Raw genomic sequence first — 24,964 nt, forward strand, 5'->3', positions numbered from 1 at the left:
ACCCCCTAGCACTGCTTTCCTACGCTACTTGACTCAACGCCACTTTCAACCGCTTCACAAACCGAGAGGGACGATCGCAGGTCATTACCAACCGATCGATCGCCCTGGTCATCAACGATCGCTTGAAGAGATACCGTTTGCTCTGTACAGCCGTAGTGAAGGGCAACATGAGGGCTAAACCCGTTCCGCCACGTACTTTTGCCACCTTCCAGAGTCTTACGAGGATGTTTTTCGAGTGGAATCTGTTGCCATTCTTTCATTGGTCTGGCTCGTCCTAACCCAGAGGGCACATGCGCCCAGGACAGCACCATTGTCCAGTCTGTCCAAATCCGATGCCGTCCGATCGCTTTTTTATGCCGATCGCTCAATAGAGGAAGCCACAGGAATAGAATCGATCCAGACTGCGTAGCGGGTTAACTGCTGGACAATGTAGCGGTCTTCACTATTCTTCAGTTCAATAATGACAAGCTGGCGATCGACATTTGTGGCAACCAGATCGCAAATCTCCTCCTGGTAGAGGTACTGACGGTGGAGCAGGTTGAGGGACAGCAAGGACTGGAGATAGTCAGCGACAATATCTTCTAAAGCTCGTTCGCCCTCACAGCTCCAGTAGCTTCCCGCGCGGATCAACATGGCAGTTTCATTTACCGATGCGCTTGATCGCGGATGACCAAAAAGACAAAGACGGCGATCGTCACTGCTAATGAGATGCCGAGTACCAGCACAAGGGTTGACCAGTTGAATGTTTCCATCGGAACACCTTGCCTATGGGGGAAATCGGGGACGGGACTGGCGCGATTCGAACGCGCGACCTACCGCTTAGGAGGCGGTTGCTCTATCCTGCTGAGCTACAGCCCCATTGGGCTAATGCAATCATAGCAAAGGACTTTCGATCGCCATAGTATTATTGACTTTTAGAATTATTTAATTCCCCAGCGTCGTCGCCAGCTCGAAGTCGATTCCCGTTGAGAGCATTGCTGCTCCTGCTGATGTCGTTCCAGAATGGTATCGGCAAAATCACTGAGGCTGGGATCGCGGTAGGGGATTGCTGCACGGGTTTGCAGGTGTTCTTGCTCCATTGGAGAGAGGGGGGGAAGGGTTTGTCCCGCAAAGGCAGCGATCGTCCCCTGAGACCATTCGTGGGGTTCGTGGGGTTCTCCTAAAGGAATGGAGCCAATTTGTAAGCCTGCCTCCTGCATGGCTGCTCGGACAGAAGCCGATCGAGAGTAGGTGGCTAGCTTACCCGTAGGAGAAAGGCATTGGGCGATCTGGGTGAAGAATTCGACCGTCCATAGTTGAGGACAGCGACGGGGGGAAAAAGGATCGAAGAAAATAGCATCAACCTGAACTGAGCGGGAATGAAGTTGTTGCACCGTTTGCCGTGCATCCCCGATCAAAAGAGTTGCCCTCAGCCTGGAGGTGGCGCAGTGGTGGGTCAGGGCAATCTGCTTGAGGATGGACTGGACTTCTGATGACCAGACGGTAATCAGGGGCGGCTCGATCGCAGCCTGGGGGACAGACGCATCCAGTTCCAGGGCATAGAGGTCGATCGTGCAGTGGGGATGAATTGCCCAGATGGTTTCCAGGGCAGCGGCCGTGTTATAGCCCAACCCGTAGCAAACATCGAGCAGGCATAGCTGGTTGCGGGTAGCGAGTTGGGCCAGATCAGTTGCTTGAGCAAACTTGTCGAAGGCTTCCGCTTTGGCTCCCTGGGTGCTGTGGAAGGTTTCACCAAATTCGTCTGAGAAGAAGGTAAAAGAACCGTCCTGAGTCGGTTGAGGAGTCCAGACTGCGTTTGAGGACATTGGGATGGGGGGTCAGATAACCGGGACTCTACCAGGCTACCAGACAAAGACCTGAGCTTCGTAGCCACCCAAACTGAGCGTGAGTTGATGATCTTGGGATTCGATCGAATAATCCTTGGTCCACTCATGCCAGGTTCCATTTTCGGGAAAATTGGAAATCTGATAGTTTTCCAGATACTGATGTGAAAAATTAGCAACTACAACTACCCGCGAGCCTCCATCATTCCAGCGTCCGTAGGCGAAAACCTTATCCTCTGAATTTTCATAGAAGAATTCAATATTGGAGGTTTGCAGGGCTAAGTTTTGCTTTCGCAGGGCAATCAACCCCTTGTAGTATTCCAATAAACCGCGATTGCGATCGTGCTGCAACAGGGCCCAGTTTAGCTGCTGATCATGCTCATCTGGGTGAATGGGGGTGGAATCTCCAAACTCCTCGCCCATCCAGATTAGGGGAACCCCCACTGCGGTCATGAGTAACACTGCCCCTAATTTGGCGCGGCGGAAGGCTGCATCATCCAGAATCTGGCGATCGCCTAAGTCCAAAATTAAACGCCTCTGATCGTGATTGCAGAGGTAATTGACGGTTTTGGTTGATCCGCTTGGATAGCCCTGCTGGGTTGGATCAAGTGCCTCTTTAAGCTGATCCAGATCAAAGGTTTCTCCGCACAGATGGGGTTGCAGGGTGTGGTAAAAGTGGTCGTGCCAGCAGCCATCCATCGGGCCGTTGGGGGTGACGATATCGGTTTTTTCAGGAATATGTTCTCCGATGTTGTAGAACGGCTTTACTCCGGCAACCTGTTTTGCTTCCTGAGTCACCCAACCGAGGAAGTCAAAATTATCTAACTGGTTTAAGGCATCATAGCGAATGCCATCAATATGGTATTCCCGAATCCAGAATCGAATCACATCACCCATCAATTCCCAGGCTGGACGAATGCCAAGGGACTCGTCTTCGTGTTCGTAGTTGAATTCAGGCCCCAATAGGTGTCGGAATCTCCGTCGGAATGCTGGTGGTCATGGTGATACCAGTAATCTCGATCGATGTGTAGGAGGGGGCTTTCTTCCGAAGAGTGGTTATAAAGCTGATCTAAAATCACGCGAATGCCTCTGGCGTGGCATTCATCAATAAGCTGCTTTAGTTCATTGGTTGAACCGTAGTTGGGTTGAGGGGCAAAAAAATAGCTGGGTGTGTAGCCCCAGTTATATTCTCCCGGTGCTTCGTTGACGGGCAGAAGTTCGATCGCGTTGATGCCCAACTCACTCAGGTAATCTAACTTTTCAATGATATTGGTGTAACGGCCTCGCTGGTTCGCTTCATTACTGTGGAGAAAATCAGAAACTAATAGTTCGTAGATAATTAATTCGTGATCGCCGGGCAATGGTGTGTCGTCATGTTGCCAGACGTAGGTGTCAATAATCCGTTCTCTATCCTTAATGCGTACCACTCCATTTCCAGTGGCTGGATCAATTTCTGTGAGGTAGGGATCGTTGATATAAACCCATTCATCTGGTTCATGGCTCCAGCTTTTAGACTGTACCCGGAACTTGTACTGATGGATTCCATCTGCCAATTTAACAGCGGTGCGAAAATAACCTTTTTCATCCTTCTCCATTGGAATTTCCTTCCAGTCAGAGAACGATCCCATTAATGTAGCAGCTTTGTTATGGGGTGCAAATAACTTGAATTCGATCGCTTCTGGCATATCCTACTCCTAATTGATGAAAGAAAAGCTGAATTTGATGATGCAAGGTTTTTGATTACGATTGATTCGTTTTTGGTGCAATGGTAGTTAGGCCTCGCCTTATTTGTCGGATTGCTCAATCAATTTTCTGAGCTGCATATAGGCTTGTTCTGGAGTCAGCGGCTCGTGGTGTTCATCGGGAATATAGAATTGACTACTATCTGCAAAGTGACGCACGACAAAGCTAGGAATTAGCCCTGATTGCACCGCTTTTTTGCCCCATTCTTCAGCCGCATCGGATAAACTCAGTTCATCATGATAGGGCGTTCGCTTTCCATTCATAATGCCTCCCGTTGCTCTCTTCGATCGGAAATTCAGACTGCCAATTAGGATGGGCATTGCCCACCCTGCGATGAACTTTTGAATGGTCAGGTGGAGGAGCAAAACCCAACCATCCATAAACGCAAGCTACAACTAAGCCGTTACTTTCCTGGGGTGACAAACAATTCGTTGTAGTCTTCTGAGAAGTTGGCTTTGACATCGGCAAACTCACCGGGGGTTACGGCCTGATTCAGAACCGTTATCACTGCTTTGGCTTGCATCACCGCAGCCTTACGGCTCTCTCATCTTAGGTAGAGTAACTGAGTATAATCATCGGGCAAAAGTCATAAAATTTTCACTCACAGATAAGTGATTTCCAATACCAGGTAATGAGTTGCTTGGGCGATCGCTTAAAGAATATTGGAACGTTGAACAAGTAGTCGATTGATCAGGAATCGGTTAAAGGAATGTCCAGCAGTCGGAACGGAGGTTGGTCAGGAAAATATTTCTTCAATAGCGGCATCGCCACGTTGTAAACTGGAATGTTGCGACTGGTTCGCCCCTCGACCTGCCCGTGATGGGCATGACCGTGAAGTGCCAACGCCACGGAAAAGCGGTTTAAAGGTTCCTCCAGGCGGCTAGAACCCAGGAATGGCAGAATGTCGCAGGGTTCTCCCTCTACCGTTTCTTGAATGGGAGCGTAGTGCAGTACGGCCACCCGTTGGGGAGTATTCAACTTGGCCAGCGCAGATTCTAGCTTGAGGGCTTCTTCTACTGCTTCATGCACGAATTGCTTGATGGATACCTCGCCCCAGGCTTGCAGCATGTGGGAACCAAACCCGCCAGCAAATCCTTTCACGCCAGCAAAACCAACGCCAGCAACCTCGCAGGCTTCACCGTCCAGCAGCTTGACTCCAGCGTCCGTCAAAATTTTCCGCATGTCGTCTGGCTCACCGGATTCATAATCGTGATTGCCCAGAACAGCTAGAGTTGGAATGTCCATGACGGCTAATTCGTTCACCAGGACTTCTGCTTCTTCCGCCAATCCATAGTCTGTCAAATCACCACAAAGCAATAGGACATCCGCCTGTTCACTGGCTTGAGCAAATAGAGGTTGCAACTCGCCCTGGGAGGTGGTAGTGCAGTGAATATCAGCGACGGCTGCAATGCGGGTAACGTCTTTAGCGGGTGGCATATTGTCTTTCCCTCAGTCCGTTCTCTGGCTATTATGAGCAATTCAAAACAGGCTTTCATGTCCCCCTGGGTGCATTTTTCCGATCCGATCGAAAATCTGAATTGAGATAGCTGAAATTCGTTCTTTGGAGCGAGGTCATCGGGAGTAGCGATCGCCCACCATAGAGAATTACTGACGCTTCAAAAACCCATTGCAAAAACTCATTGCAAAAACTTATTGCAAAAGCACTCATCGCAAAAGCACCCCAAGAACTTATGTCATTTTCTCAAGCCCAACTTGATCCGCAAACCCGCGAGTTTTACTGTCAGGCGTTGGGCATTTTGAGTCGAGCGCAGATGCCGTTTTTGATCGGGGGTGCCTATGCCTTTGAGCGGTACACCGGAATTGCCCGTCATACCAAAGACTTAGATATTTTCACCCGTCCTGAGTATGTTCAGCCAGTTCTGGATGTCTTTGCTCAGGCAGGCTATGACACAGAGATCACTGTGCCGCACTGGTTAGCTAAGGCTCATTGCGGTGACAATTTTGTGGATGTTATCTTCAACTCTGCCCACGGTTGTCTGCCAGTCAACGATGTTTGGTTTGAACACGCCGTACAGGACAAAGTACTGGATATTCCTGTACAGCTCTGTGCGCCCGAAGAAATGATCTGGTCAAAAGCGTATATTATGGCCCGCGATCGGTTTGATGGGGCAGATGTGGCTCACTTGATTCTAGCCTATGGCGATCGCATGGACTGGTCACGGCTTGTAGCTCACTTTGGGGAGCATTGGCGAGTGCTATTTGCCCATCTGGTATTGTTCGGCTTCATTTATCCCGGAGAGCGATCGCGCATTCCCGACTGGGTGATGGATCAACTCAGTCAGAAATTGGCACAGGAGAATTACCAATCTGAAATTACAGAAAAACTGTGTCAGGGAACCTTGCTTGCCCCCTTGCAGTACCAAACTGATATCGAGCAATGGAGCTATCAGGATGCACGACTAAAACCGAACGGAAGCTTAACAAAAATAGATTTGAGGGAATGGAGCGATCACCTGAACCAGGAATCGGATACGGATTGAATGCCCTCCCCAATCCGGGATAAATTCCCCCTAGCCGTGCATTTGTAGAGAAGAATGGGTCATTTTCATGGGCAGACGGGTGGCATGGTCGTGCAGGGATTTATGCAAACTAACGCTGTTGAGACTGGCTCCCTGCATCTGTGCTCCCTTGAGATTGGTTCGATCGACGATCGCGCCATCCAGTTGCGCCATCCATAGGTAGGCATTCCGCAAGTTTGCATCCCTCAAGTCGGCGGCAGTCAGGTTTGCGCCATTTAAATTTGCCCCCGCTAAATTTGCCCCTGTCAGATCAGCCTGAACCAATACGCTGCGAGTCAGATGGGCTTCGCTCAAGTCAGCCCGAACCAACGAAGCTTCGGTGAGGTTGGCGGCTCGTAGATTGGTTTGGATCAGGGAAGCCATTTTCAGTTGGGCATGGGTCAGGTTGGCCGAGGCCAGATTTGCCTGATTCAAATTCACACCGTTCAGCCTGGCCCAGTACAAATCGACCCCATCCAGATCTGCACCGCTCAAATCTACTCCATTGACAAAGGCGCGACACAGCTTGATGTGGGCCAAACAAGCGCCCCTCAAGTATGCCCCACTCAATTTGGCCTCCGTGAGATTGGCCCAGCTCAGATCGGCACTTTCCAGGTTCGTTGCATGCAAATTCACGCCAACCAAATTTGCTCCACACAGATTCGCCCCTCGCAACGTTGCCTGTCTCAAGTTTGCTCCTTTGAGTACGGCTCCGCTGAACTTACTATCGGTCAGATCGGTTTTAACTAGATGGGAACCCATTAAGTTTGCTTTAGTTAGATCGCATTGGTTGAGAGCAGCCCCATCCAATCGAGCAAATTTAATTTTTGCACCATAGAGAAATGCTCCCTGCAAGCAGGCACCCGTTAGAATGCTGCGATTGAGCATGGCGTAGGGGAGGAACGCGCCAGACAAATTTGCACCACTCAGATCGATGCCGCGCAGGTCTGCACCCGCCAGGTTGATTCCAGAAAAATTTCTTTCACCGGAAGCATATTTTTTTACCAGTTCATCAACACCCATACAGAGAAGAGATCCCCCACAGCGGGAAGGTTATGGATAGGAATACAAACGATCTTAGATCATCACTTCTTCCATTAATTCCAAGAATCCCCATTTCTGTGGGTAGAGTTATCGAAGTTAAAAAAGAACGAAAAGAAACTTATAAAAACTCAGTTTAGCGTTATGAATTCTCGAATTAGATTGTATTAAAAAACACAGGTGTGGCAGCGGATAAATCCATTGAAACCGTCAAAGTTGCTGAGTTCAGAGAACGGATGAGGTTTGGTTTAAGGAATACGAATTAAACAAGCTGAAATTCCCGTGGGGTGGGCATCTTGCCCGCCCAGTCAGCAAAGTAAAACACTTTGCTGGTTATTTAATCCCAATTCCTTAGCAGCACGGATGCCCACCTGCGGACAAAACCCTCACCCTTGAGGGGCAAAAATGGCATCATCCGATCGAAAGGCTTTGAATTCCAGCGCATTACCACTGGGATCGAGCAGAAACATTGTTGCTTGTTCCCCCACTTTCCCCTGAAAGCGCAGGTACGGCTCAATCACAAACTCCACCTGATGCTGTTGGAGGCGATCGGCGAGTTGCTGCCATTGCTCCATTTCCAGGATCACGCCCCAATGCTGCACCGGAACTTTTTTACCATCTACGGGATTGGTTGCGGCGGGACAAACCGCATCAGGACAGAGATGGGCTGTAATTTGATGCCCAAACAGATTAAAGTCAATCCAGCGATCGGCAGTTCTGCCTACGGTGCAGCCCAGGATCGTTTCGTAAAATTCGCGGGTGGTAGGTAGATCCTGGACGGGAAAGGCGAGGTGGAAGGGGCGAATCGTCATAGTTCGATATCGTTCGATATAGTTCGATCGTTGCTGTTTAGAGTGTTTACTGCTGAGGGGGAATCCCACTAATTTTCAGCAAATCCCGCAGGGTAGGGCAATAGGCCGGCAGTCCAAAACTCCCTGGACTGATGGGATTGAGGTAGGTGAAATGGCGATAGTTCATGCAGAACCGATCCCAGGGAGCCATCTGAATCCGAAACAGGTTAATGAAAAGATTGGCAAGTTGCGGTGTCAGGGGAATCCGAAAGTAGATTTTTTTGTTGAGATAGGCACAAATTTCTTCAACCGTTTGGTTCACCGTGAGGCCCCGATTTCCCAAAACAAACTCGTGGGGATCGTCCTCCAGGGGCGGGTTGTCGATGAAATAGGCGACGACTTGAGCAATATCCTGAGCATGGAGAAAATGGAAGCTGGCATCCGCGCGCAAGAAACGAATCAGGTCTGCCCATTTCAAGACTTCCCGAATCCCCGATGTCAGGTGGGAGTAAGGTTTTTTCCCATCTCCACCAAAGACCAGGGTGGGAAACAGGGTCGTGACTTTAGGGGCGATCGCCAATTTAGCCAGATGCAGATGGCAGGTGTATTTGGACTTAATATAGTCAGTGCCAATTTCCCCCGCTTCCGGTAGGGGAAGGTTATGTCGATCGAGAATGCTGGCGGTAGAAAAGTAAATGACCTGCTCACAGACCACTGGATCGAGCAAATTCATCAGCCGAATGGTCTTGATTACATTGACATCAAACACATCTTCTCCGCCCCAGGCTGTTGCCGTTAGCACTGCACAGTCGATCGTCTTTAACAATCGCCCAAATTGCTCAATATCCCGCATATCCCCTGGAATTACCGTGATTCCGGGGCGGGCGTTGTAATCAATCTGTAACTTCGCCGGATCTCTGACCATGAGAAACAGGTCGTGGGAGGTTTGTTGAATCAAGACCTCGCTAATGTACTGACCAATGCAACCACTGGCTCCGGTGATGAAGATCCGCTTTGTCATGGGAGTGGGAAGGAACTATGGCAACGGATTATATACGCAGATGGGGATCAGGGTGCAGGAATTGTAAATTTTCTCCCCTCAGGACACTGGCAAAACTGACCTCAACGCTTCTCGAATGTTCTCTTTTTCCTTAAGCTGGACGAATCCCTATTGCACTCCAAACTCAGTGGATGACTGCCCAACCCGATCGCCCGATTACGATTCATCTGTCCCCTCGGCAGGCAGAGCAGGCTGAATTCCTCACAGGGCTGGAGGCATGGTTGCAGTTAGGCTTACTATCGGATGCGCAAGTGCGGCAACTGTGCCAGGAGCATTTGACCTGTGCAGTGCCGGAATCAGAAGGCATTCCAGGGGAGGCAGAATCTCCCCTCTCGCAGCCGTCTGTATCCTCCCCAGCCCTGGCGGCGGTGCGCGAGGAAGACTCAGAGGAGCCAGATTTCAGCGATCGGGCGCGGGTTCGCTCATCTCGACGATCGCCCCTTGCCGCCGATCGTCTGGAGCGATGGTTTCAGGCGTTCATGGCAGAAATTAGCGTGATCTGGCTGCTGTTTTTGGGGGTGTTTCTTGTCGTTGTGTCTTCGGGGGTATTAGCTGCCAGCCAGTGGCAAAACTTTCCGCCGATCGGTCAGTACGGAATTTTGTTGACCTATACGCTGGCATTTTTTGGGGCAGGCATCTGGACGGGGCGGCGGGAAACCCTGCGGTTAACCGCTCGCATGCTGCAAATCACCACGTTGCTGATCATTCCGATTAACTTCTGGATGATAGATGGGTTGAATCTCTGGCAAACGCTCCCCGGTGGGACTGTTGCTCTGATCGCCGGATTGATTTTGTCTGGTTTAACCATTTTTCTGTTGCGCTCTCCCCTCGCCCTGATTCCACGTCATGCGCTCAAACTCGTGACCCTCAATTACCTGGTTTTGTGCTGGCTGCACTGGGGGTGGAGCTTCTCATCATTCCCCCTGGTGGCAACCTACATCGGAACCGTCAGTACTGCTGTCCTGATGGCAATCCAGGCTCCGATCGCCCCTGCTGCCACGATTCTTGCGGCGGCTACACTGCTGCTCATCGGCCGGGCGACTTTGCTCTCGCAAGTACCGATCGCTCAACTGGGGCTGGCATTGGGCTTGTGTGGCTGGGTGTTTTGCTGGGTAAGGCGACCAAGTTCCTCAGTGGATGCGGTAGCTGGAGCGAGACGCGATCGATCGTTGTGGGGGTTTGCTGGCGTGGGATTATTGGGGTTAGGTTGGCTGGTATCCGTCGGAGAAAGCCCACCTTTGCAAGCCTTTGCCGTCAGTGGTTTAGGACTCTGGCTCTTGTTCGATCGCCTTCAGCGAACTGAGCGGGGGAGTACACTGACGGCCCTACTGCTGGTGGGATTGCAAACCTACGGATTACTGTGGCGCATCCTGCCGATGGGGGTTCAAACTGCCATCCTGACCACGGCAACCCAGCTCTTAGGCGATACGGCCCAACCGTTTGTCCTGCTGGGACTGGCATTTTTTCCTTATCTCTGGCTGTGCCTTCGCCTCACGCCATCCACCCTAACTCGTCAGACGGAGTGGTTTGCCCTGGTTTGGGGGGGAAGTATGACCCTGATCAGTCTGCTGAATCCGGGCGTTCGATCGCTGAATCTCCTCCTTTCTGCCCTGACCCTGGGGGGGGTCATTCGCAAGCGGGCGATCGTTCCGGCGATGCTCATTTACCTGGCCCATGGAACTGCCCTAGCGGCTGTCCTGTCAGGAATAGACTGGGGGTTCCCCGCTTTGAGTCCGATCGCCTGGGCGAGAACGCTCCTGGTTCTGATGGCGATCGAATGGCTCTGGTGTCTTACCTTGGAGGATTCCTGGTGGCGACGCAGTGCCTGGCATCTGGGGTTGGGGCTGGCGGGGTTGAGCTATACCCTGTTGCTACCGACCTACATCGGAGTGGTTTCTGCGATCGAAAGTTACCAGAATCTGATTTGGCTGAGCGTTCCGGTCTTGCTGACGGGACTATCGCGGCTGCAGCGATTTTGGCTGCCCTCCCTGGCTGCCTGGTTCAGCATAGGAGCACTGGGACTGCACCTGGGCTTAATCGGAACGCTGGATAGCTGGATCATCAGCCTGACGATCGCCGTTGGGGTGATGCTGGTGAATGCCAGTACATTACGTCATTTAGTGGCGGTGGTGCTGACGGTTGGATTTGCCCTGGCGTTGGAAGGGGCGATCGTTTGGCGATTGGGGTCTGAGCAGTTAACCATTGCTGCAATGATCATGATTGCGTCTTTAACCTTGTGGGGATTGTGGCTGATTCGGGACGGGTTGACCCGCCAGCCTACTCCCATGAGAACCCTGTATGCAACGGCGATCGATGGTTGGGCTACGCTGCTGGGTGGACTGTTGTTGCTGATCATGCCACTCCTCAGCCTGACCGAATTTAGCTTGCAGGAACTCCCAACGGCTGCCCTGATTGGAGCCGGACTCACTGTGGGAGCCATGACCTATCGACTCTGGCAACAGCCCACAGAGTTAGGGTTTTGTGGGTTAGGGGGAGCGATCGAGTCGCTGCTGGTGATGCTGGTGGTGCGGCTGGGGGGGACGTTGACGGATTGGGCGATCGGTAATCTGGGTTTAGGGTTGCTGGCCCAACTCGTGGCCGATGGGTGGGTGGCTCGAACGGGTCAGACCTATCGAAAAAGCTGGCATCTGATCCCGCTCATCTATGCAACCCTCGGACTGCTGGCTGCCCATACAACGTTCACCGCATTCACTGGACTTTACACCCTTGCGGCAGCTCTGGTAGGGATTGGGGTGGGCCGTCGTCAAGGGAGATTTCGGCTGCTCACCGTTCTGTCGCTGGTGGGAGTCTCGATCGCCGCCTATGAGCTGCTGATCTATCAACTGCTTCAGGTTGAAGGGGGTAGACCTGGAGATGGGATTGCGCTGCTGGCCGGACTGGCTGCCCTGATTGCCTGGTTGTATCGGCTGTTGTCTCCCTGGCTTCTGCCCTACCTCCGCTTGACTCCGCCCCAACTGAAGGCGATCGCCCATCTTCACTGGGTTGTTGGTAGTCTCTTGTCCCTGTTCGCCCTCACCACTTCCCTCAGTCCATTCAGCACGGTTTTGCTGATCGGCATTGCCCTGTCCCTCACTGCCTATGCCCTCTCCCTCGGTCGTCATCCCCATTCCTCCATCCAGTGAGCCTATGCAGGGATTGTTGAAGCACTGTTTACGATCGCCTATGGTCTGTACGAAGCCAGCCCCGATCGTTCCCTGCTGTTGGCGTGGGCAGGTGCGATCGCCGCTACGATTGCCGTGGGAATGTATGCCTTACCCTGGCGACCATGGGGGTGGGCAGAGCAACCCTGGCGTAATGCAGCCGCTATTTTTCCGATCTTGATGGTTGGATTAACCAGCCTGAGTGTTGCCGTTCAAAGCTTGCTCATCACTGCCGCGTTTTATGCCTGGTACGCCAAAGAATCGGGGCGCATTCGTCTCAGCTATCTGGGGGTGGGGTTGCTGAACTGGGCCGTTTTACGGGTGGTTAGCGAGCAGGGATGGTTAAATTTTTTGTGGCTCAGTCTGGTCATGGGCGGTTCCATTCTCTACGTGGCTCAAATTGATCCTGCCCTCCAAACCCAGTCTGCCAGGGAGCAACGACACTTTTTGCGATCGATCGCCACGGCCCTTGTTAGCTTGACGGCTCTATATCAGGCAGAAGTGGATGTGGGTGAAACCGCGATCCTGATTGGAATCATGACTCTTGCCCTGAGTATAGGATTCGTGTTTGCTGGGCTATTGCTGCGGGTCAGGGCCTACTTGTACATTGGCACGATCACCTTTGTGCTGCGAATCTTACGATGGCTCTGGTTATTTATTAGTTACTATTCCTTTCTACTATGGGCAGTAGGGATTGTTTTAGGGTTAATTTTTATTTGGATTGCAGCGACTTTTGAGGCCCGGCGGAACCAGGTGAATACGATCGTCCAGTACTGGTCTACGGAGCTAGAACAGTGGGAGTAGGGTCAAGGCGTAAGGATTTCTGTCGTCATGATGGCATTGCTGCAAATCGAGGAATACTATAAATAATTTGATGAGGTAACGCCAGGTGTTGAGTTGATCCAAATACACGAATCTTTAGACAAATTTCTAAATCTTAAACGCGCTTCAGTTCATCTGCATGGAGGGTCAAACTACCCAAATTGTTAATCAAGCGCCGATCGCTGAATTGCGTCATCAATCCTGATCAGGATTGCCGATCGACACTGAATCTGAGCGATCAAAAACGGTTTGCATGCAGGTTTCGGGCTAACTTTGAAAAGCTGAATCTGTGCTGAATGAATCTATCCACCTGGTGATTCCAGAGAATTATGAAATCAAGCTGGAAGCAGATCTACCCCTGGATCAAAACTGCTGTTCTCAATTTAGACTCCGTTGAAAGCTTATTGTGTCAGGTGGTGGAAAAAATGGCCGCCACCTTCGATGTGGAGTGTTTGCTCTGGATCGGGATGGAGCAAGGATCCGCAGATGCGCTACGGGTTTATGGGACTCCTCAAGCTGTGCAGAAATGTGCTGCAAATCTGGGTTTCGCCTCATGCCCAATTTGCCATACTGCTCACAATGAGGGGGAATTCACGCATCCGACGGTGCACTTGTTTCGTCCACGCTCTTTACCCGCCTGGTTGCTGGATCAGCAAAATTCACCCCATCTGAAGCAGTTGGATAACGGCGATCTGGTGGTTCCTGTGACCAGTCGGGGGACTTCACCGGCAGCAGAACCGAAGGGGATGGCATCAGTGGCCAATTCTCTCCAGTTTGTTCTACAACTCAGCCGATCGCTAGTCAAAGTACCGATCGCCAATCTCGCAGCCCAGTCTCCAGGACAGGCACTGCCCCATAGTCCGTTTTTGCCTTTTTCAAATTCGCCCATTCATGGCTGGACTCTCGAAGAAATCGAATCCGTCGAGGTGATTTGCAGCCAAATTGGGTTGGCGTACAGTGCCCTCTACTGGCGGCAGCGATTGGAACAGTCTCGGCAGCAAGCCGCTTTAATTGGTCGGATTTCGCACCTGCTCAATTCAACGCTGAACCCGGATGAAATTGTCGGGCGAATTGTGGCAGAACTGGGCTATGGACTACAGTGCGATCGATCGATTCTGGTCAACCTCAGCCAGCAACCTGTGAATATTCTGGCAGTTTGGGATCACCCAGAGCGTCAACTGGTTCCCCTCAATGATCGGCAGGTTAACCAGGGAGACTGGCAGAATGTGGTGGATCTGTTTAAGCATGGGGGAGCTTCTTATCTCCAAATTGGCTCCAGTGAACCGGATCCCGATCCCCTCCAGAACTGGTTAGCGGCAATGGGAATATTGTCTGTGTTGCTGGTGCCCTTGTTTATTCAAGAGGAATTTTTTGGAACAGTGGCCCTCCTGTCCTATCAGCGCGATCGCGTCTATTTGCTGGATGAACTGCAAACGGTTCGGCAGGTTGCCGATCAGGCCGCCATTGCCCTGACTAACGCCCAGCATTACCAGAGCCTCTGGCTTAAAAAAGAAGTCTTGCTTCGCCAAAACAGCACCCTGAAACAGGAAGCGCTGCGGGATGAATTGACGCAATTAATGAACCGGCGATCGCTGGAACGAGAACTGGAACAACTCAGCACTAAAGCGGTTTGGACGATTCAGCCCATCTTCAGCGTGATCGTCTGCGATATTGATTACTTTAAGCTGGTCAACGATGCCCACGGACATTTGATTGGCGATGAAGTATTGCAAAACCTGGCCCAACGCCTGCAAAGTCAACTCCGCTGGGGGACACCTGCCTATCGCTATGGGGGCGAAGAATTTGTGGTAATTCTGACGGAAACCGCTCTTAGCCAGGCCACTGATGTTGCCAATCGCCTCCGTCACGTTGTCCGCAGTACGCCCGTACAAACTAAAATTGGTTTGGTTGAGGTGACTGCCAGCTTTGGTGTAGCCCAACAAGATGTCATGAATGACCAATCCGCCTGGGATGTTCTCCAGCGCGCCGATCGGGCTTTGTATGAAGCCAAGCGTCAGGGGCGAGATCAGGTGCAGGCGTTGAACCCCTCTGCGTGAAATCCATTATCGCCTCACGCGCGATTCCTTTCCGGGAACTTCGCCATTTCTTTACAGGAGATACATCTGTGATAGGAATTGGTTAAAGTTTAGAAATATTGATCGAGCAAGGATTTTCACAGTAGGGAGGAGGAAGATATAAAGTGCTGAGGGAATATAATCCGTAGCGCAGGCATCTTGTCTGTCCGCAAAATCAGGACTAAAAATTCTATTTCATCTGTATGGGCTTGGTACTGCCAGCCTCTCACCACCGTCGATCGGGTTTCGCTTTAGCCTTTGCAACCCCCCATACACCGCAAACCAGAAGATCTACAACTGACTCCCCCTATGGCAACACATCTTTCCCCATCCTCCCTGGTTAAAAAACCCATCACCTTCGGTACAGACGGCTGGCGGGGAGTGATTGCGGCTGATTTCACCTTTGAGCGAGTGATGCAGGTAGCTCCGGCCGCAGCCCGGCCCTGCCCAAACCTACGGCAGTAATGGCAGCAAGACGATCGTGGTAGGATTCGATCGCCGCTTCCTGTCTGAAGAATTTGCCCGAACGACGGCTGAAGTGGTGCAGGCGGCTGGATTTGATGTGTTGCTGTCGGAATCCTACGCTCCTACACCGGCCTTCAGTTGGGCCGCCAAACAGCACAATGCCCTGGGCGCGATGGTGATTACGGCCAGCCATAATCCGGGGATCTACTCTGGATTTAAAGTGAAGGGAGCCTTTGGGGGATCGGTGCCGCCGGAGGTGACAAAGCAAATTGAGGCGTTACTGGAGCGACCGGAAACTCCTGCTGGCGCGACACCGGGAACGATCACGACCTTCAATCCCTGGACGAGCTACTGTGAAGCGTTGCAGGCGAAGGTGAATATTGCCCAAATTCGGGAGGCGATCGCCCAGGGCACGCTGACGGTGTTTGCGGATGTGATGCATGGAGCAGCGGCAACGGGACTAGAGCAACTGCTGGGAATTTCTGTTCACGAACTGCATGGCGATCGGGATCCCCTGTTTGAAGGCGGTGCCCCTGAACCCCTGCCCCGCTACTTGACGACGTTGATGGAGAAAATCAAAGCCCATCGGGCAACGGCTGGCTCTGGGCTGGCAGTGGGCTTAGTGTTCGATGGTGATAGCGATCGGGTGGCAGCGATCGATGGCTCTGGCAACTTCCTCAGCTCGCAAGTCCTGATTCCGATTTTGATTGAACATCTCTCAACCCAGCGCGGCTATGAGGGCGAGGTGGTTAAAACCATCAGCGGCTCTAATCTGATTCCCAAGGTAGCAGCGATGTATAACCTGTCCGTGCATCAAACGCCGATCGGGTACAAGTACATTGCCGATCGGATGCTGGAGGCAAAGGTGCTGTTGGGCGGTGAGGAATCGGGTGGAATTGGCTACGGAAATCACATTCCCGAACGGGACGCGCTCCTGTCGGCTCTGTATGTCCTGGAGTCCATCGTTCAGTCGGGCATGGATCTCAGCGATCGCTATCAGCAACTTCAACAAAAAACAGGCTACACCTCCGCCTACGATCGGATTGACCTGCCCCTGGCTAGCATGGAAGTTCGAGCCCGCCTGCTGGATCAATTGGCGAATCACCCCCCCCAAACCATTGCAGGCCAAACCGTAACGGATTGCCTGGCGATCGATGGCTATAAGTTCCAACTGGCTAACGAAAGCTGGCTCCTGATCCGGTTTAGCGGCACTGAACCCGTTCTCCGCCTCTACTCTGAAGCCAATCGAATGGAAGAGGTACAGCGAAACTTATCCTGGGCAGAGGACTGGGCTAATTCAATTTAGCAAGAGAATCAATCAGCTCAAACTCTTGTGGGGTGGGCATCTTGCCCGCCCTATGTCTTTCTTGCAGAGCAGATTTCTCTTGTGGGGTAGGCATCTTACCTGCCCAGTCCTTGAACCTCTTGTGGGGTGGGCATCTTGCCCGCCCATTCAACTCAGCCGACCGATCGCACCCCTACCTGAATCCCAATCCCTAATACTGCGTTCCCGACTTACGATGCTGTACCGCCGTCACGCCAACGGGTTCCAGCACCTTACCATTTTCAACCGTGGCATAGAGTAACCAGTGATCGCCGCATTCCATCCGGTTTTTCACCGTACATTCCAGGTAGGCTAAAGCTTCATCCAGAACCAGACAGCCATTATTCGCAGGATGAGTCTCCAGATTTGTAAACCGCTCGTCTCCCGCACTGGCAGGCTTGAGGAAATACCGCTTCAAGTTGCTGCCTTCCTTGAGGATATTCAGGACAAATGGAGTGTCTGGATTGGGCAGGGTTTCACTATAGGTCTTGGCAATGGCGATGGTCAGCCCAGGTGGATTGAAGGTTGCCTGAGACACCCAGGAGGTTAACCAGGCCTGATCGGTTTCTCCTTCTCGGTTGGTAATCACGCTAAGGGAACCCGTGATCCGTCCCAATGCCTGATCCGTGCGATCGGACTGGGTTTCGACGACCGGTTGACGAGCCGCCCGCACCTTCCGGGATTTCTTGAGAGCCTGGACAAATTCCGTTCCGGCGGTCTCGCAGTCCTGCAACGTTTCCTCATCTGGCTTGAACTTAACCCGTATCGGCTCAAACCCAAACTGATAGCCCGCATCCTGAAGCTTGTTATGCACCACGTCGATCGCCTCACCGCTCCAACCGTAGGAACCGAATACCCCCGCCAGCTTTGTTTTTGCCGCCGTTGAAAGGGTAAGACCCAGTGCGGTTTGAATCTGCGTCGGAGCATGACCCGCCAGAGTGGGAGTCCCAATTACAAACCCATCACAGTTTTCGATCGCCTGAGTGATTTCCTCTGGGCTGGCGAATTCACAGTTAATCGACTGCACCGCTGCCCCGGAGTCAATCAGTCCTTTACTAATCGCTCGTCCCATTGTTGCGGTGTTGCCATAGGCGGAGGTGTACAGCATCACCACATTCAAGTCCTGCGCCTGCTGCCGTTCACACCAGCCCCGGTAGTCAAAGGTAAAACGACTGACGCTGTAGCGCACCAGTGGTCCATGACCGACCGCATAAATCTTTGCCTTCGCTGAGAAAGGAGCCAACTTATCCAGCGCGGCTTCCACCTGTTTGGCCTGAGTCGCGTGGAGACAGTCAAAATAGTAGCGGCGATCGTCATCCAGGGAACGCCAGTCTTCATCGAAAATCCGATCTTCGCAAAGATGTGCCCCAAATAGCTTATCGGTATATAAAATCCGCGTCGCCTCATCGTAGGTACAGAGACTAGCCGGATGGCGCGGCGTGGGCGTAGGAATAAAGTGGAGAACGTGGCCCTGTCCCAGGTCGATCGTTTCTTCACTATTCGCCAGAATGATTCGCAGATCTCGATTGGGAAAAGCCGATCGCAACGCCACCTCTGCCGCCCTGGCACAGACAAAGGTAATCTGGGATGCCACCTCTACCCCCAGCATTTCCTTCAGGGTAGCGAAACGGTTGGGATTGGCATGACCCAAAATCACATAGTCAATCTTTTGCAGATAAACGTGATGGGCTAACTCCTCAATGAATGCCTCAGTAAACGATTCCCCCGGTGGATCCAGCAGTGCCGTTTTATCCGCCTGAATCAGATAGGAATTCGCCGTCGTTCCCTTCTGTCGGGCATATTCCACCTCAAACTTCAACCGATCCCAGGTACGCGATCGCAGCACCAGCGTGTTGGCTCCGATTTCAGCAACCTGAACATCGCGGGGGGGGTGAGGAGAGTGAGGAGTGAGGGGTGAGGAGTGAGGAGTAGAAGGGAGAGTCATAAGCGGTAGTAATAATAGGGGCAGATTGGGATGGTTGGGTTGGGTTAAAGCCTTTTGAGGATGGATTTTCGGAGGGCGATTAGCATTCGATCGATTTGGGTGATTTCATCGTCGAGGGTTTGGTGCAGAGAACTGGAGAGATATCCTAACCGGAGGGCAATTTCTAGTTGAGTGTCTAATTCACTAACAGAGCTGATCGCAATCAAAATAAACCGGGCGAATTCTCTAGTTTCCTTCGCTGCACCTTCTGCCAGATTACTAGGAATTGAAACAGCAGCACGACGCATCTGAGAAGAAAGACCATATCGCTCTTCAGGAGGGAACTCACCCGTTAAGTCGTAGATCTGGGTCGTGAGGGCAATACTACGCTGCCAAACCGCTAGCTTTCTGTGGGGTTTGTCCAAGGCGATCGTCCTTTCGCAGTCAAAGGTAAAGAGTCAAAGAGCGTCCAGCCATCAAGCCAAAACACGCTCCAACCTAACATTCCCTCTCACTCCGACAGGCTCACACTCACCTTCCGCAAGCCCTCCTCACTGTACGGGCGAACGCAATTCGCCCCTACCCCACTCCTCACTCCTCACTCCTCACTCCTCACTCCTCACTCCTCACTAATAATGATTTCCCACCTTACGATGATGCACTGCCGTCAATCCCTCTAGCTTCGAGACTCGACCCGCATCCACCTTGCTGTAGACAATCCAGTGATCGCTACACTCCATCCGGCTAACCACCTCGCATTCCACATAGGCCAAAGCCTCCGCCAGGATGGGAGAACCGTTGGTTGCAGGATAGGTTTTAATTCCGGCAAATCGATCGGCTCCAGGGGCAAATCGCTTCAGGAAGTGCTTCATCAAGGACTGGTAATTGCCCTCCTCCAGCACATTCAGGACAAACCGATCGCCCACATGCATAAAGGATTCGATCGCCCGGTCTTTGGCAACCGCAATGCTGATACCAGGGGGGTCGGTGCTGGCCTGAGACACCCAGGAGGCTAACATCGCGCTAGAAATATCCCCTTTCTTCGCAGTAATAATATATAGTCCACCGCTGAGGCGACCCAGAGCCTTATCCAGGTCATTATCCATTGCCTTCATTTGCTTCACCGCCCGATCGCGGGTCAGCCATTGTCCCATATCGGTTCCAGCTTCTTCACACCACTGGTAGATACCCTCGTTCGGCGTTTCTTTAATTAAGATCGGGGGGAATGCTTCCCGCACGCCAATTTCCTGAAACTGGTTCCGCAGGGGATATACCGACTCATCATCTCCACCGCCAGACTCAAACAAACCAAAGGCTTGCTTGGCATTGGCTGCGGCTAGAATGGTGCTGATTCCAGCACGGCTAGTCGTGGCAAATTGACCCGATTGCGGGGGCATCCCGATGATGATTCCAGAGGCGAGATTGACCATTTCTGTGACTTCCTGGGGATCGGCGTACTTCAAGTCAATCAGTTCAACGGCCACCTCAGTTTTCATGATCCCCTGGGCGATCGCGTGGGACAGTTCATCGCCATAGCCATAATCTGAGGCATAGAACACCACCACCGTCGTTTGCCCCTTGGTTTGTTCCTTGCTCCAGGTGCGGTAACGATCGACCAATTCAGAAATGTTGTAGCGCAGTAGCGGCCCGTGGCCCGTGGCGATCATCTGGATCTCTGGCAAGTCACCCATCCGCTTCAGGGCTGCCAGAACCGATCGAGCATTGGGGCCCATAAGGCAGTCGTAGTACAGCTTATAGTCTGCGTTGAGCAGTTCCAGATCCTCATCGTAGGGGCGATCGTCGCAGTAATGCATCCCAAACACATCGCAGGTGAAGAGGATGCCTGTTTTGTGGTCAAAGGTGAGGATGGTGTCGGGCCAGTGCAGGTTGGGAGCCGAGACAAACTCCAATTCGTGACCATTGCCCAGATCCAGCCGTTCGCCACTTTTCACCAGCTTCCGCTCGTAGGGCTGATGGACAAAATCATCCAAAAATTGCAGAGCCACCTTAGAGCCAACCACCGTCATCTGAGGAGCCAGTTGCAGCATATCCCGGATTAAACCACTGTGGTCGGGTTCAGTATGGCTGACGATCAGGTAATCGATCGTTGTGGGATCAATTAATCCAGTGACTGCATCTAAATAAATCTGGCGGAACTTCTCGTGGGAGGTGTCTATCAGTGCCGTCTTTTCGCCCCGGATCAAAAAAGAGTTGTAGGTCGTGCCGTTTTGCAGTTCAAACTCAATATCGAACCGATCCCGATCCCAGTCCAGCGATCGGATGGCAGTGGTGTCCTCAGCAATTTCGGCAGTTTGAAGTGTTAAACGGCTCTGGGGGCGTTCTGCAAGCGCAACCATAGACCCTCCTGATATCTCTTATCTGCGTATTTATTCCTATCCTTTACTATTATTGCCTGCTAACTGAGGATTTTGTAAAGTTTCAATAAGAAAACTTTCATATTAGCCAGGCTTATATGCTTTGCCTCAGGAGTGACAGGATTGGTAACGCTATTTGGGCGATCGGTAGTAGACTCTCTAGGAAGGGAAAAATTAAAACTCGTACATAAATTGATAGATTTGACATACTCAGAAAGAATTTAGAATCCTGCTTATAATCTGTACAGGAATCTTTATTTCCCTGGTATGGGTTCCCATCCAATAGCCGCTATCCATCACAAATTAAGAGATGCCTCGTATACTTGTTATCGATGATGATCCTGCCATCTCAGAGTTGGTCGCGGTCAACCTGGAGATGGCTGGCTATGATGTTAGTCAAGCTGCAGATGGTATTAAAGGTCAGGCATTAGCTCTCCAACTGATGCCGGACTTGATCATGCTTGACCTGATGTTGCCCAAAGTAGATGGCTTTACGGTATGCCAACGCCTGCGGCGCGATGAACGGACAGCCGATATTCCGGTGCTGATGCTGACGGCCCTGGGGCAAACCCAGGATAAGGTGGAAGGGTTTAATGCTGGAGCGGATGATTATCTGACCAAGCCCTTTGAAATTGAAGAAATGCTGGCGCGGGTGCGGGCCCTGCTGCGTCGAACCGATCGCATTCCCCAGGCGGCAAAACACGCTGAAATCCTCAACTTTGGCCCGCTCACCCTGGTTCCAGAGCGGCTGGAGGCCATCTGGTTTGATCAAACCGTCAAGCTGACCCACCTGGAATTTGAGTTGCTCCACTGTTTACTCCAACGACACGGACAGACAGTATCCCCCAGCGAGATCTTGAAGGAAGTTTGGGGATACGATCCCAATGATGATATTGAAACGATTCGCGTTCACGTCCGTCATCTTAGAACAAAGCTAGAACCCGATCCGCGTCATCCTCGCTATATTAAAACCGTCTATGGAGCGGGGTACTGCCTGGAATTGCCCAAGATCCGGCCGTCGGATTCCGATGAGTCTGCGTCGGACAATTCAGACCTGGAACAACCGCCAGATCCAGAGTCCTAGGGGGTGGATTCAATCAGTTGTGCAGTCGCTATCGTTTGCTCGCCAATGCTGATCGGTCAAATATCTGCCAAATCGTTTAAGCATCCGGTTTCCGTTCTTTTGCTGGTGCTGCTTTGTCTATCCCTGTTTTTTTGGCAATTGGATGCCTACAGTCTGTTTAACCACACGGAAGCCCGGCAGGCAGAGATCGCCCGACAAATTTGGGTTCGCAACGATTGGATTACGCCTTTCTACGATGGTGAGATTTATTTCGATAAACCGATTCTGCTCCACTGGCTGATTCGCCTGGGTTTCCCAGTCTTCGGGTTAGGGGAGTGGGCTGTGCGATTTCCTTCTGCCCTGGCCGCAACGGGTTTAGTCCTATCCACCTGGCTGTTTACAGCCCGATTCACCACTCCCCGCACGGCGTTTCTGGCTGCGACGATGCTGGCTGCCAACGTTGCAACCTTTACGTTGGGGCGAGTTGGACAACACGATATGCTGCTGGTCTTTTTTATGACCGCAGGGTTGTATTGCTGGTATGTGGGCTATAGCACGGGACGCAGGTGGGCTTATCTGGCTTATTTCGGGTTGACGGCATTGGCGGTGATGTCGAAGGGGCCCCTGGGAGTTGTGTTAAGTGGGTTGGCTCTGATCCTGTTTGGGGTCTGGGTTGGACGCTGGCAGGAGCTATTGGCAGAAATTCCCTGGAAGGGGGGGCTATTCATTTTTGCTGGATTAACCTTACCCTGGTATGCCCTGGTGTTGCTGGCAAATGGGCAGGAGTTTGCCTACAACTTTTTTATTCTCAATAATGTCACCCGGTTTGTCGAGGTTAACCAAAATCAGGCTGGCCCCTGGTACTATTACATTCCGATCGTTCTGGTTGGCTTTTTTCCCTGGATTGCCCTTGGGCCGGTTAAGGGGCTGCAACTGGTCTGGCGATCGGTTCACTTCAACGATTGGCGGCGCAAATCCCGTCAGGAACACCTGCCCCTGTTTCTGCTGATCTGGTTTCTCTCAGTGATGCTATTTATGAGTGTTGCTGCCACCAAGCTGCCCTGGTACGTTTATCCGGGTTTTCCGGCTCTGGCAATCCTTTGTGCGCAACAGTGGGAAGCTCAAATTATTACGCCCGATCGCTGGTTGAAGCTGAATTTGTTTGGCATTAGTTCGGTCTATTTGCTGACTGCCATTGCTTTTGCCCTGGTTCCCCAACTCATCTCCAATGAACCTGTGGTCGATCAGATTGCCCAAACTGGAACGATCGCCCTGTGGGTTCTCCTGTACCTGGGAGCGGCGATCGTGATTGGGTTGAGTGCATTGCGGAGAAAAGTATTGTGGGCCTGGAGCATGGGTTTGGTAACGTTTGGTGTAACAGCCTTAACGCTGGTTAATCCAGTCATGCCCCTTCTGGATCAGCAGGTGTTGGGGGGACGGTTTTTACCCATTGCGATCGCCCTCCATGCGGAAACCTGCGCTACCTGTGCCCCAACGTTGCCGTCTTCTCTGGGAGTCAGCGACCCCAGTATCAATTTCTATGGTCAGATAGATACCATCCAGCGATTCGAGTATCCCTATGAACTCCGGCTCCAGCTTGGGCAATTGGCGGATTCCCAACGGCTGCTTCTGGTGACAAAGGACGATGCATTGAGGCGCGTCGGACTGGATTTAAGCGACTATGAACCTGCCTATGTGGCACAAGACATCAAGTTGTATATCTTTGCGGCAGATAGTGATTTGGCATTACGAACCATCCACACTCCGCGATAGTTGATGTTAAATCAACCGTGCTGATGATTTTCTTGCCCCAGGTTATGGTCATAAGGTTTCTACAGGGGGAAACTCACCTGATGACTTGAAGTTGGAGTTGGAAAAATTCAGCCTGACACAACCAAATACATGGGCGATCGCCGACCTGTGGAATCCGACTTGAATTGACTGAATCTGAGTCCATCAAACTAAAGTTTACGTTGAGGTGATTCCTGAAGCCAGCACAGTTGATGGACAAACAGGCGATCGCTCCAGCCCTTCACAACCCAAAAAGCGATCGAGTTTTGGAATCAAAAGAATGAATACAGTGGAGAGAAACCTACCATGTGGAGGAATAAAAATGACTTAAACTTCCCAGTCAATCTTTCTCAATTGTTCTTTCCAAACTGTCCTGAAAACCGATCGAACGCTGGAAAGAATAAGTGGTAGATGCACCCTGATTCTTGCCTCCCGGTCTTGCACCGGGGGGCTTTTCGTCAGGGATGCAGCGGCTGAATTCAGAAATGTCTATAAAGAGTTTTTGAACTTCAAAAAAAGAGCAATAATTCTGGTAAACTCACAGACTGGAGTTCTATTTATTTTACTGATTCAGTGTCTAGCACTCATCTCCATCGTCATCGATTATGGGCATGAATTGCAGAATGAACTGTAGAATATCTTGGTGTGTGAGGATGCTCAGATGGCTTCAAGTTCTAGAACTGTGAATCTAGGCTGTCCATCTGAAATGATCGATGGGTGAGACTCTATTGCATGAGGATGAGACGCGAATGGCTCATCAAATTCGTTGTAAGTATGCGATTGATGAGCAAGCATTTCCAGCCACTTGCTTTACCCTTGGGCAGCATGAGGAACACAAGGCGGCTTTTTTGTATCTCAAAACCCATACCTTTGTGAAGAAGTGAAAGTGGTTCATTGACCACGCCTGGATGTGGCAAGTCCTGCGGGGTTGGTGATGGTCATCCTGAACTGACCAATAGAGCTAGAGGAGAGACTGTATTGTGAGAT

The 24,964-nt window shown here is 51.6% G+C and carries 18 protein-coding genes, 1 tRNA gene and 2 pseudogenes; 8 read left to right on the plus strand and 13 right to left on the minus strand.

Going from position 1 to position 24,964, the window contains the following annotated elements; translation table 11 throughout:
* Window positions 1–5: 5 nt before the first annotated feature.
* From ACM1PF_RS12775 to ACM1PF_RS12805, 7 genes and pseudogenes are all read right to left on the minus strand, one after another.
* Window positions 6–368: a hypothetical protein gene (locus tag ACM1PF_RS12775; protein WP_416675003.1), complete on the minus strand. Its 363-nt coding sequence runs from the start codon at window positions 366–368 to the stop codon at window positions 6–8.
* Window positions 352–633 (minus strand): hypothetical protein, encoded by a 282-nt coding sequence (locus tag ACM1PF_RS12780; protein WP_416675005.1) that lies wholly within the window; start codon window positions 631–633, stop codon window positions 352–354. Before ACM1PF_RS12780 ends, ACM1PF_RS12775 begins: the two co-directional genes overlap by 17 nt.
* A 151-nt stretch (window positions 634–784) precedes the next feature.
* Window positions 785–858: transfer RNA gene (locus ACM1PF_RS12785), tRNA-Arg, on the minus strand.
* Between the two features lie 62 nt (window positions 859–920).
* The gene (locus ACM1PF_RS12790) at window positions 921–1,805 is read right to left on the minus strand and encodes a tRNA (5-methylaminomethyl-2-thiouridine)(34)-methyltransferase MnmD (protein ID WP_416675007.1); all 885 of its coding nucleotides are present in this window, start codon (window positions 1,803–1,805) and stop codon (window positions 921–923) included.
* A 36-nt stretch (window positions 1,806–1,841) separates the two neighbouring features.
* A pseudogene (locus ACM1PF_RS12795) lies at window positions 1,842–3,508 on the minus strand (alpha-amylase family glycosyl hydrolase).
* A gap of 99 nt (window positions 3,509–3,607) precedes the next feature.
* Window positions 3,608–3,946, minus strand: a complete 339-nt coding sequence (locus ACM1PF_RS12800; protein ID WP_416675008.1) for a hypothetical protein — start codon at window positions 3,944–3,946, stop codon at window positions 3,608–3,610.
* Between the two features lie 310 nt (window positions 3,947–4,256).
* The gene (locus ACM1PF_RS12805) at window positions 4,257–5,003 is read right to left on the minus strand and encodes a metallophosphoesterase family protein (RefSeq protein WP_416675010.1); all 747 of its coding nucleotides are present in this window, start codon (window positions 5,001–5,003) and stop codon (window positions 4,257–4,259) included.
* A gap of 254 nt (window positions 5,004–5,257) precedes the next feature.
* Between ACM1PF_RS12805 and ACM1PF_RS12810 the strand changes: the two genes are divergently transcribed.
* Window positions 5,258–6,067, plus strand: coding sequence for a hypothetical protein (locus ACM1PF_RS12810; protein ID WP_416675013.1), 810 nt, complete (start codon window positions 5,258–5,260; stop codon window positions 6,065–6,067).
* A 30-nt stretch (window positions 6,068–6,097) separates the two neighbouring features.
* Here the strand turns inward: ACM1PF_RS12810 and ACM1PF_RS12815 are convergent, their stop codons facing one another.
* The 3 genes from ACM1PF_RS12815 to ACM1PF_RS12825 form a co-directional block, all read right to left on the minus strand.
* A complete protein-coding gene (locus ACM1PF_RS12815) occupies window positions 6,098–7,108 on the minus strand; it encodes a pentapeptide repeat-containing protein (RefSeq protein WP_416675015.1) in 1,011 nt (336 codons plus the stop codon).
* Window positions 7,109–7,512: 404 nt separating this feature from the next.
* On the minus strand, window positions 7,513–7,938 hold the full coding sequence (locus ACM1PF_RS12820; protein WP_416675017.1) for a VOC family protein: 426 nt from the start codon (window positions 7,936–7,938) through the stop codon (window positions 7,513–7,515).
* Window positions 7,939–7,984: 46 nt separating this feature from the next.
* A complete protein-coding gene (locus tag ACM1PF_RS12825) occupies window positions 7,985–8,938 on the minus strand; it encodes an NAD-dependent epimerase/dehydratase family protein (RefSeq protein WP_416675019.1) in 954 nt (317 codons plus the stop codon).
* Between the two features lie 170 nt (window positions 8,939–9,108).
* Between ACM1PF_RS12825 and ACM1PF_RS12830 the strand changes: the two genes are divergently transcribed.
* The 4 genes and pseudogenes from ACM1PF_RS12830 to ACM1PF_RS12845 all read left to right on the plus strand — a co-directional run bounded on the left by ACM1PF_RS12830 (window position 9,109) and on the right by ACM1PF_RS12845 (window position 16,806).
* Complete coding sequence (locus tag ACM1PF_RS12830) at window positions 9,109–12,120, plus strand: hypothetical protein (protein ID WP_416675021.1); 3,012 nt, start codon at window positions 9,109–9,111, stop codon at window positions 12,118–12,120.
* Between the two features lie 78 nt (window positions 12,121–12,198).
* Window positions 12,199–12,942 (plus strand): hypothetical protein, encoded by a 744-nt coding sequence (locus ACM1PF_RS12835; RefSeq protein WP_416675024.1) that lies wholly within the window; start codon window positions 12,199–12,201, stop codon window positions 12,940–12,942.
* 347 nt (window positions 12,943–13,289) lie between these two features.
* The gene (locus tag ACM1PF_RS12840; protein ID WP_416675027.1) at window positions 13,290–15,017 is read left to right on the plus strand and encodes a sensor domain-containing diguanylate cyclase; all 1,728 of its coding nucleotides are present in this window, start codon (window positions 13,290–13,292) and stop codon (window positions 15,015–15,017) included.
* Window positions 15,018–15,344: 327 nt separating this feature from the next.
* Window positions 15,345–16,806 (plus strand): annotated as a pseudogene (locus ACM1PF_RS12845) (phosphoglucomutase/phosphomannomutase family protein).
* Window positions 16,807–16,996: 190 nt separating this feature from the next.
* Here the strand turns inward: ACM1PF_RS12845 and ACM1PF_RS12850 are convergent.
* The 3 genes from ACM1PF_RS12850 to ACM1PF_RS12860 all read right to left on the minus strand — a co-directional run bounded on the left by ACM1PF_RS12850 (window position 16,997) and on the right by ACM1PF_RS12860 (window position 21,105).
* Window positions 16,997–18,769 (minus strand): diflavin flavoprotein, encoded by a 1,773-nt coding sequence (locus ACM1PF_RS12850; protein WP_416675030.1) that lies wholly within the window; start codon window positions 18,767–18,769, stop codon window positions 16,997–16,999.
* A 44-nt stretch (window positions 18,770–18,813) separates the two neighbouring features.
* Entirely contained in the window at window positions 18,814–19,173 is a 360-nt protein-coding gene (locus ACM1PF_RS12855) for a four helix bundle protein (protein WP_416675033.1), read from the minus strand.
* 204 nt (window positions 19,174–19,377) lie between these two features.
* Complete coding sequence (locus ACM1PF_RS12860) at window positions 19,378–21,105, minus strand: diflavin flavoprotein (protein WP_416675036.1); 1,728 nt, start codon at window positions 21,103–21,105, stop codon at window positions 19,378–19,380.
* 328 nt (window positions 21,106–21,433) lie between these two features.
* Between ACM1PF_RS12860 and ACM1PF_RS12865 the strand changes: the two genes are divergently transcribed.
* The 3 genes from ACM1PF_RS12865 to ACM1PF_RS12875 all read left to right on the plus strand — a co-directional run bounded on the left by ACM1PF_RS12865 (window position 21,434) and on the right by ACM1PF_RS12875 (window position 24,861).
* Entirely contained in the window at window positions 21,434–22,207 is a 774-nt protein-coding gene (locus ACM1PF_RS12865) for a response regulator transcription factor (RefSeq protein WP_416675038.1), read from the plus strand.
* A 45-nt stretch (window positions 22,208–22,252) separates the two neighbouring features.
* Window positions 22,253–23,959, plus strand: a complete 1,707-nt coding sequence (locus tag ACM1PF_RS12870; protein ID WP_416675040.1) for an ArnT family glycosyltransferase — start codon at window positions 22,253–22,255, stop codon at window positions 23,957–23,959.
* A 767-nt stretch (window positions 23,960–24,726) separates the two neighbouring features.
* Window positions 24,727–24,861: a hypothetical protein gene (locus ACM1PF_RS12875; protein ID WP_416675042.1), complete on the plus strand. Its 135-nt coding sequence runs from the start codon at window positions 24,727–24,729 to the stop codon at window positions 24,859–24,861.
* Window positions 24,862–24,964 lie beyond the last annotated feature (103 nt).

The sequence above is a fragment of the Egbenema bharatensis FJBBOT/2019 genome, from assembly GCF_048077055.1.
GTDB lineage: Bacteria > Cyanobacteriota > Cyanobacteriia > Elainellales > Elainellaceae > Egbenema > Egbenema bharatensis.

Bases quoted from the DNA above. Each gene is read 5' to 3' on its own strand.
- ACM1PF_RS12825 (WP_416675019.1), bottom strand. From the start codon at position 8,938: ATGACAAAGCGGATCTTCATCACCGGAGCCAGTGGTTGCATTGGTCAG.
- ACM1PF_RS12820 (WP_416675017.1), bottom strand. From the start codon at position 7,938: ATGACGATTCGCCCCTTCCACCTCGCCTTTCCCGTCCAGGATCTACCT.
- ACM1PF_RS12830 (WP_416675021.1), top strand. From the start codon at position 9,109: ATGACTGCCCAACCCGATCGCCCGATTACGATTCATCTGTCCCCTCGG.
- ACM1PF_RS12800 (WP_416675008.1), bottom strand. From the start codon at position 3,946: ATGGATGGTTGGGTTTTGCTCCTCCACCTGACCATTCAAAAGTTCATC.
- ACM1PF_RS12850 (WP_416675030.1), bottom strand. From the start codon at position 18,769: ATGACTCTCCCTTCTACTCCTCACTCCTCACCCCTCACTCCTCACTCT.
- ACM1PF_RS12780 (WP_416675005.1), bottom strand. From the start codon at position 633: ATGTTGATCCGCGCGGGAAGCTACTGGAGCTGTGAGGGCGAACGAGCT.
- ACM1PF_RS12810 (WP_416675013.1), top strand. From the start codon at position 5,258: ATGTCATTTTCTCAAGCCCAACTTGATCCGCAAACCCGCGAGTTTTAC.
- ACM1PF_RS12790 (WP_416675007.1), bottom strand. From the start codon at position 1,805: ATGTCCTCAAACGCAGTCTGGACTCCTCAACCGACTCAGGACGGTTCT.
- ACM1PF_RS12860 (WP_416675036.1), bottom strand. From the start codon at position 21,105: ATGGTTGCGCTTGCAGAACGCCCCCAGAGCCGTTTAACACTTCAAACT.
- ACM1PF_RS12875 (WP_416675042.1), top strand. From the start codon at position 24,727: ATGGCTCATCAAATTCGTTGTAAGTATGCGATTGATGAGCAAGCATTT.
- ACM1PF_RS12815 (WP_416675015.1), bottom strand. From the start codon at position 7,108: ATGGGTGTTGATGAACTGGTAAAAAAATATGCTTCCGGTGAAAGAAAT.
- ACM1PF_RS12840 (WP_416675027.1), top strand. From the start codon at position 13,290: ATGAAATCAAGCTGGAAGCAGATCTACCCCTGGATCAAAACTGCTGTT.
- ACM1PF_RS12805 (WP_416675010.1), bottom strand. From the start codon at position 5,003: ATGCCACCCGCTAAAGACGTTACCCGCATTGCAGCCGTCGCTGATATT.
- ACM1PF_RS12865 (WP_416675038.1), top strand. From the start codon at position 21,434: ATGCCTCGTATACTTGTTATCGATGATGATCCTGCCATCTCAGAGTTG.
- ACM1PF_RS12870 (WP_416675040.1), top strand. From the start codon at position 22,253: ATGCTGATCGGTCAAATATCTGCCAAATCGTTTAAGCATCCGGTTTCC.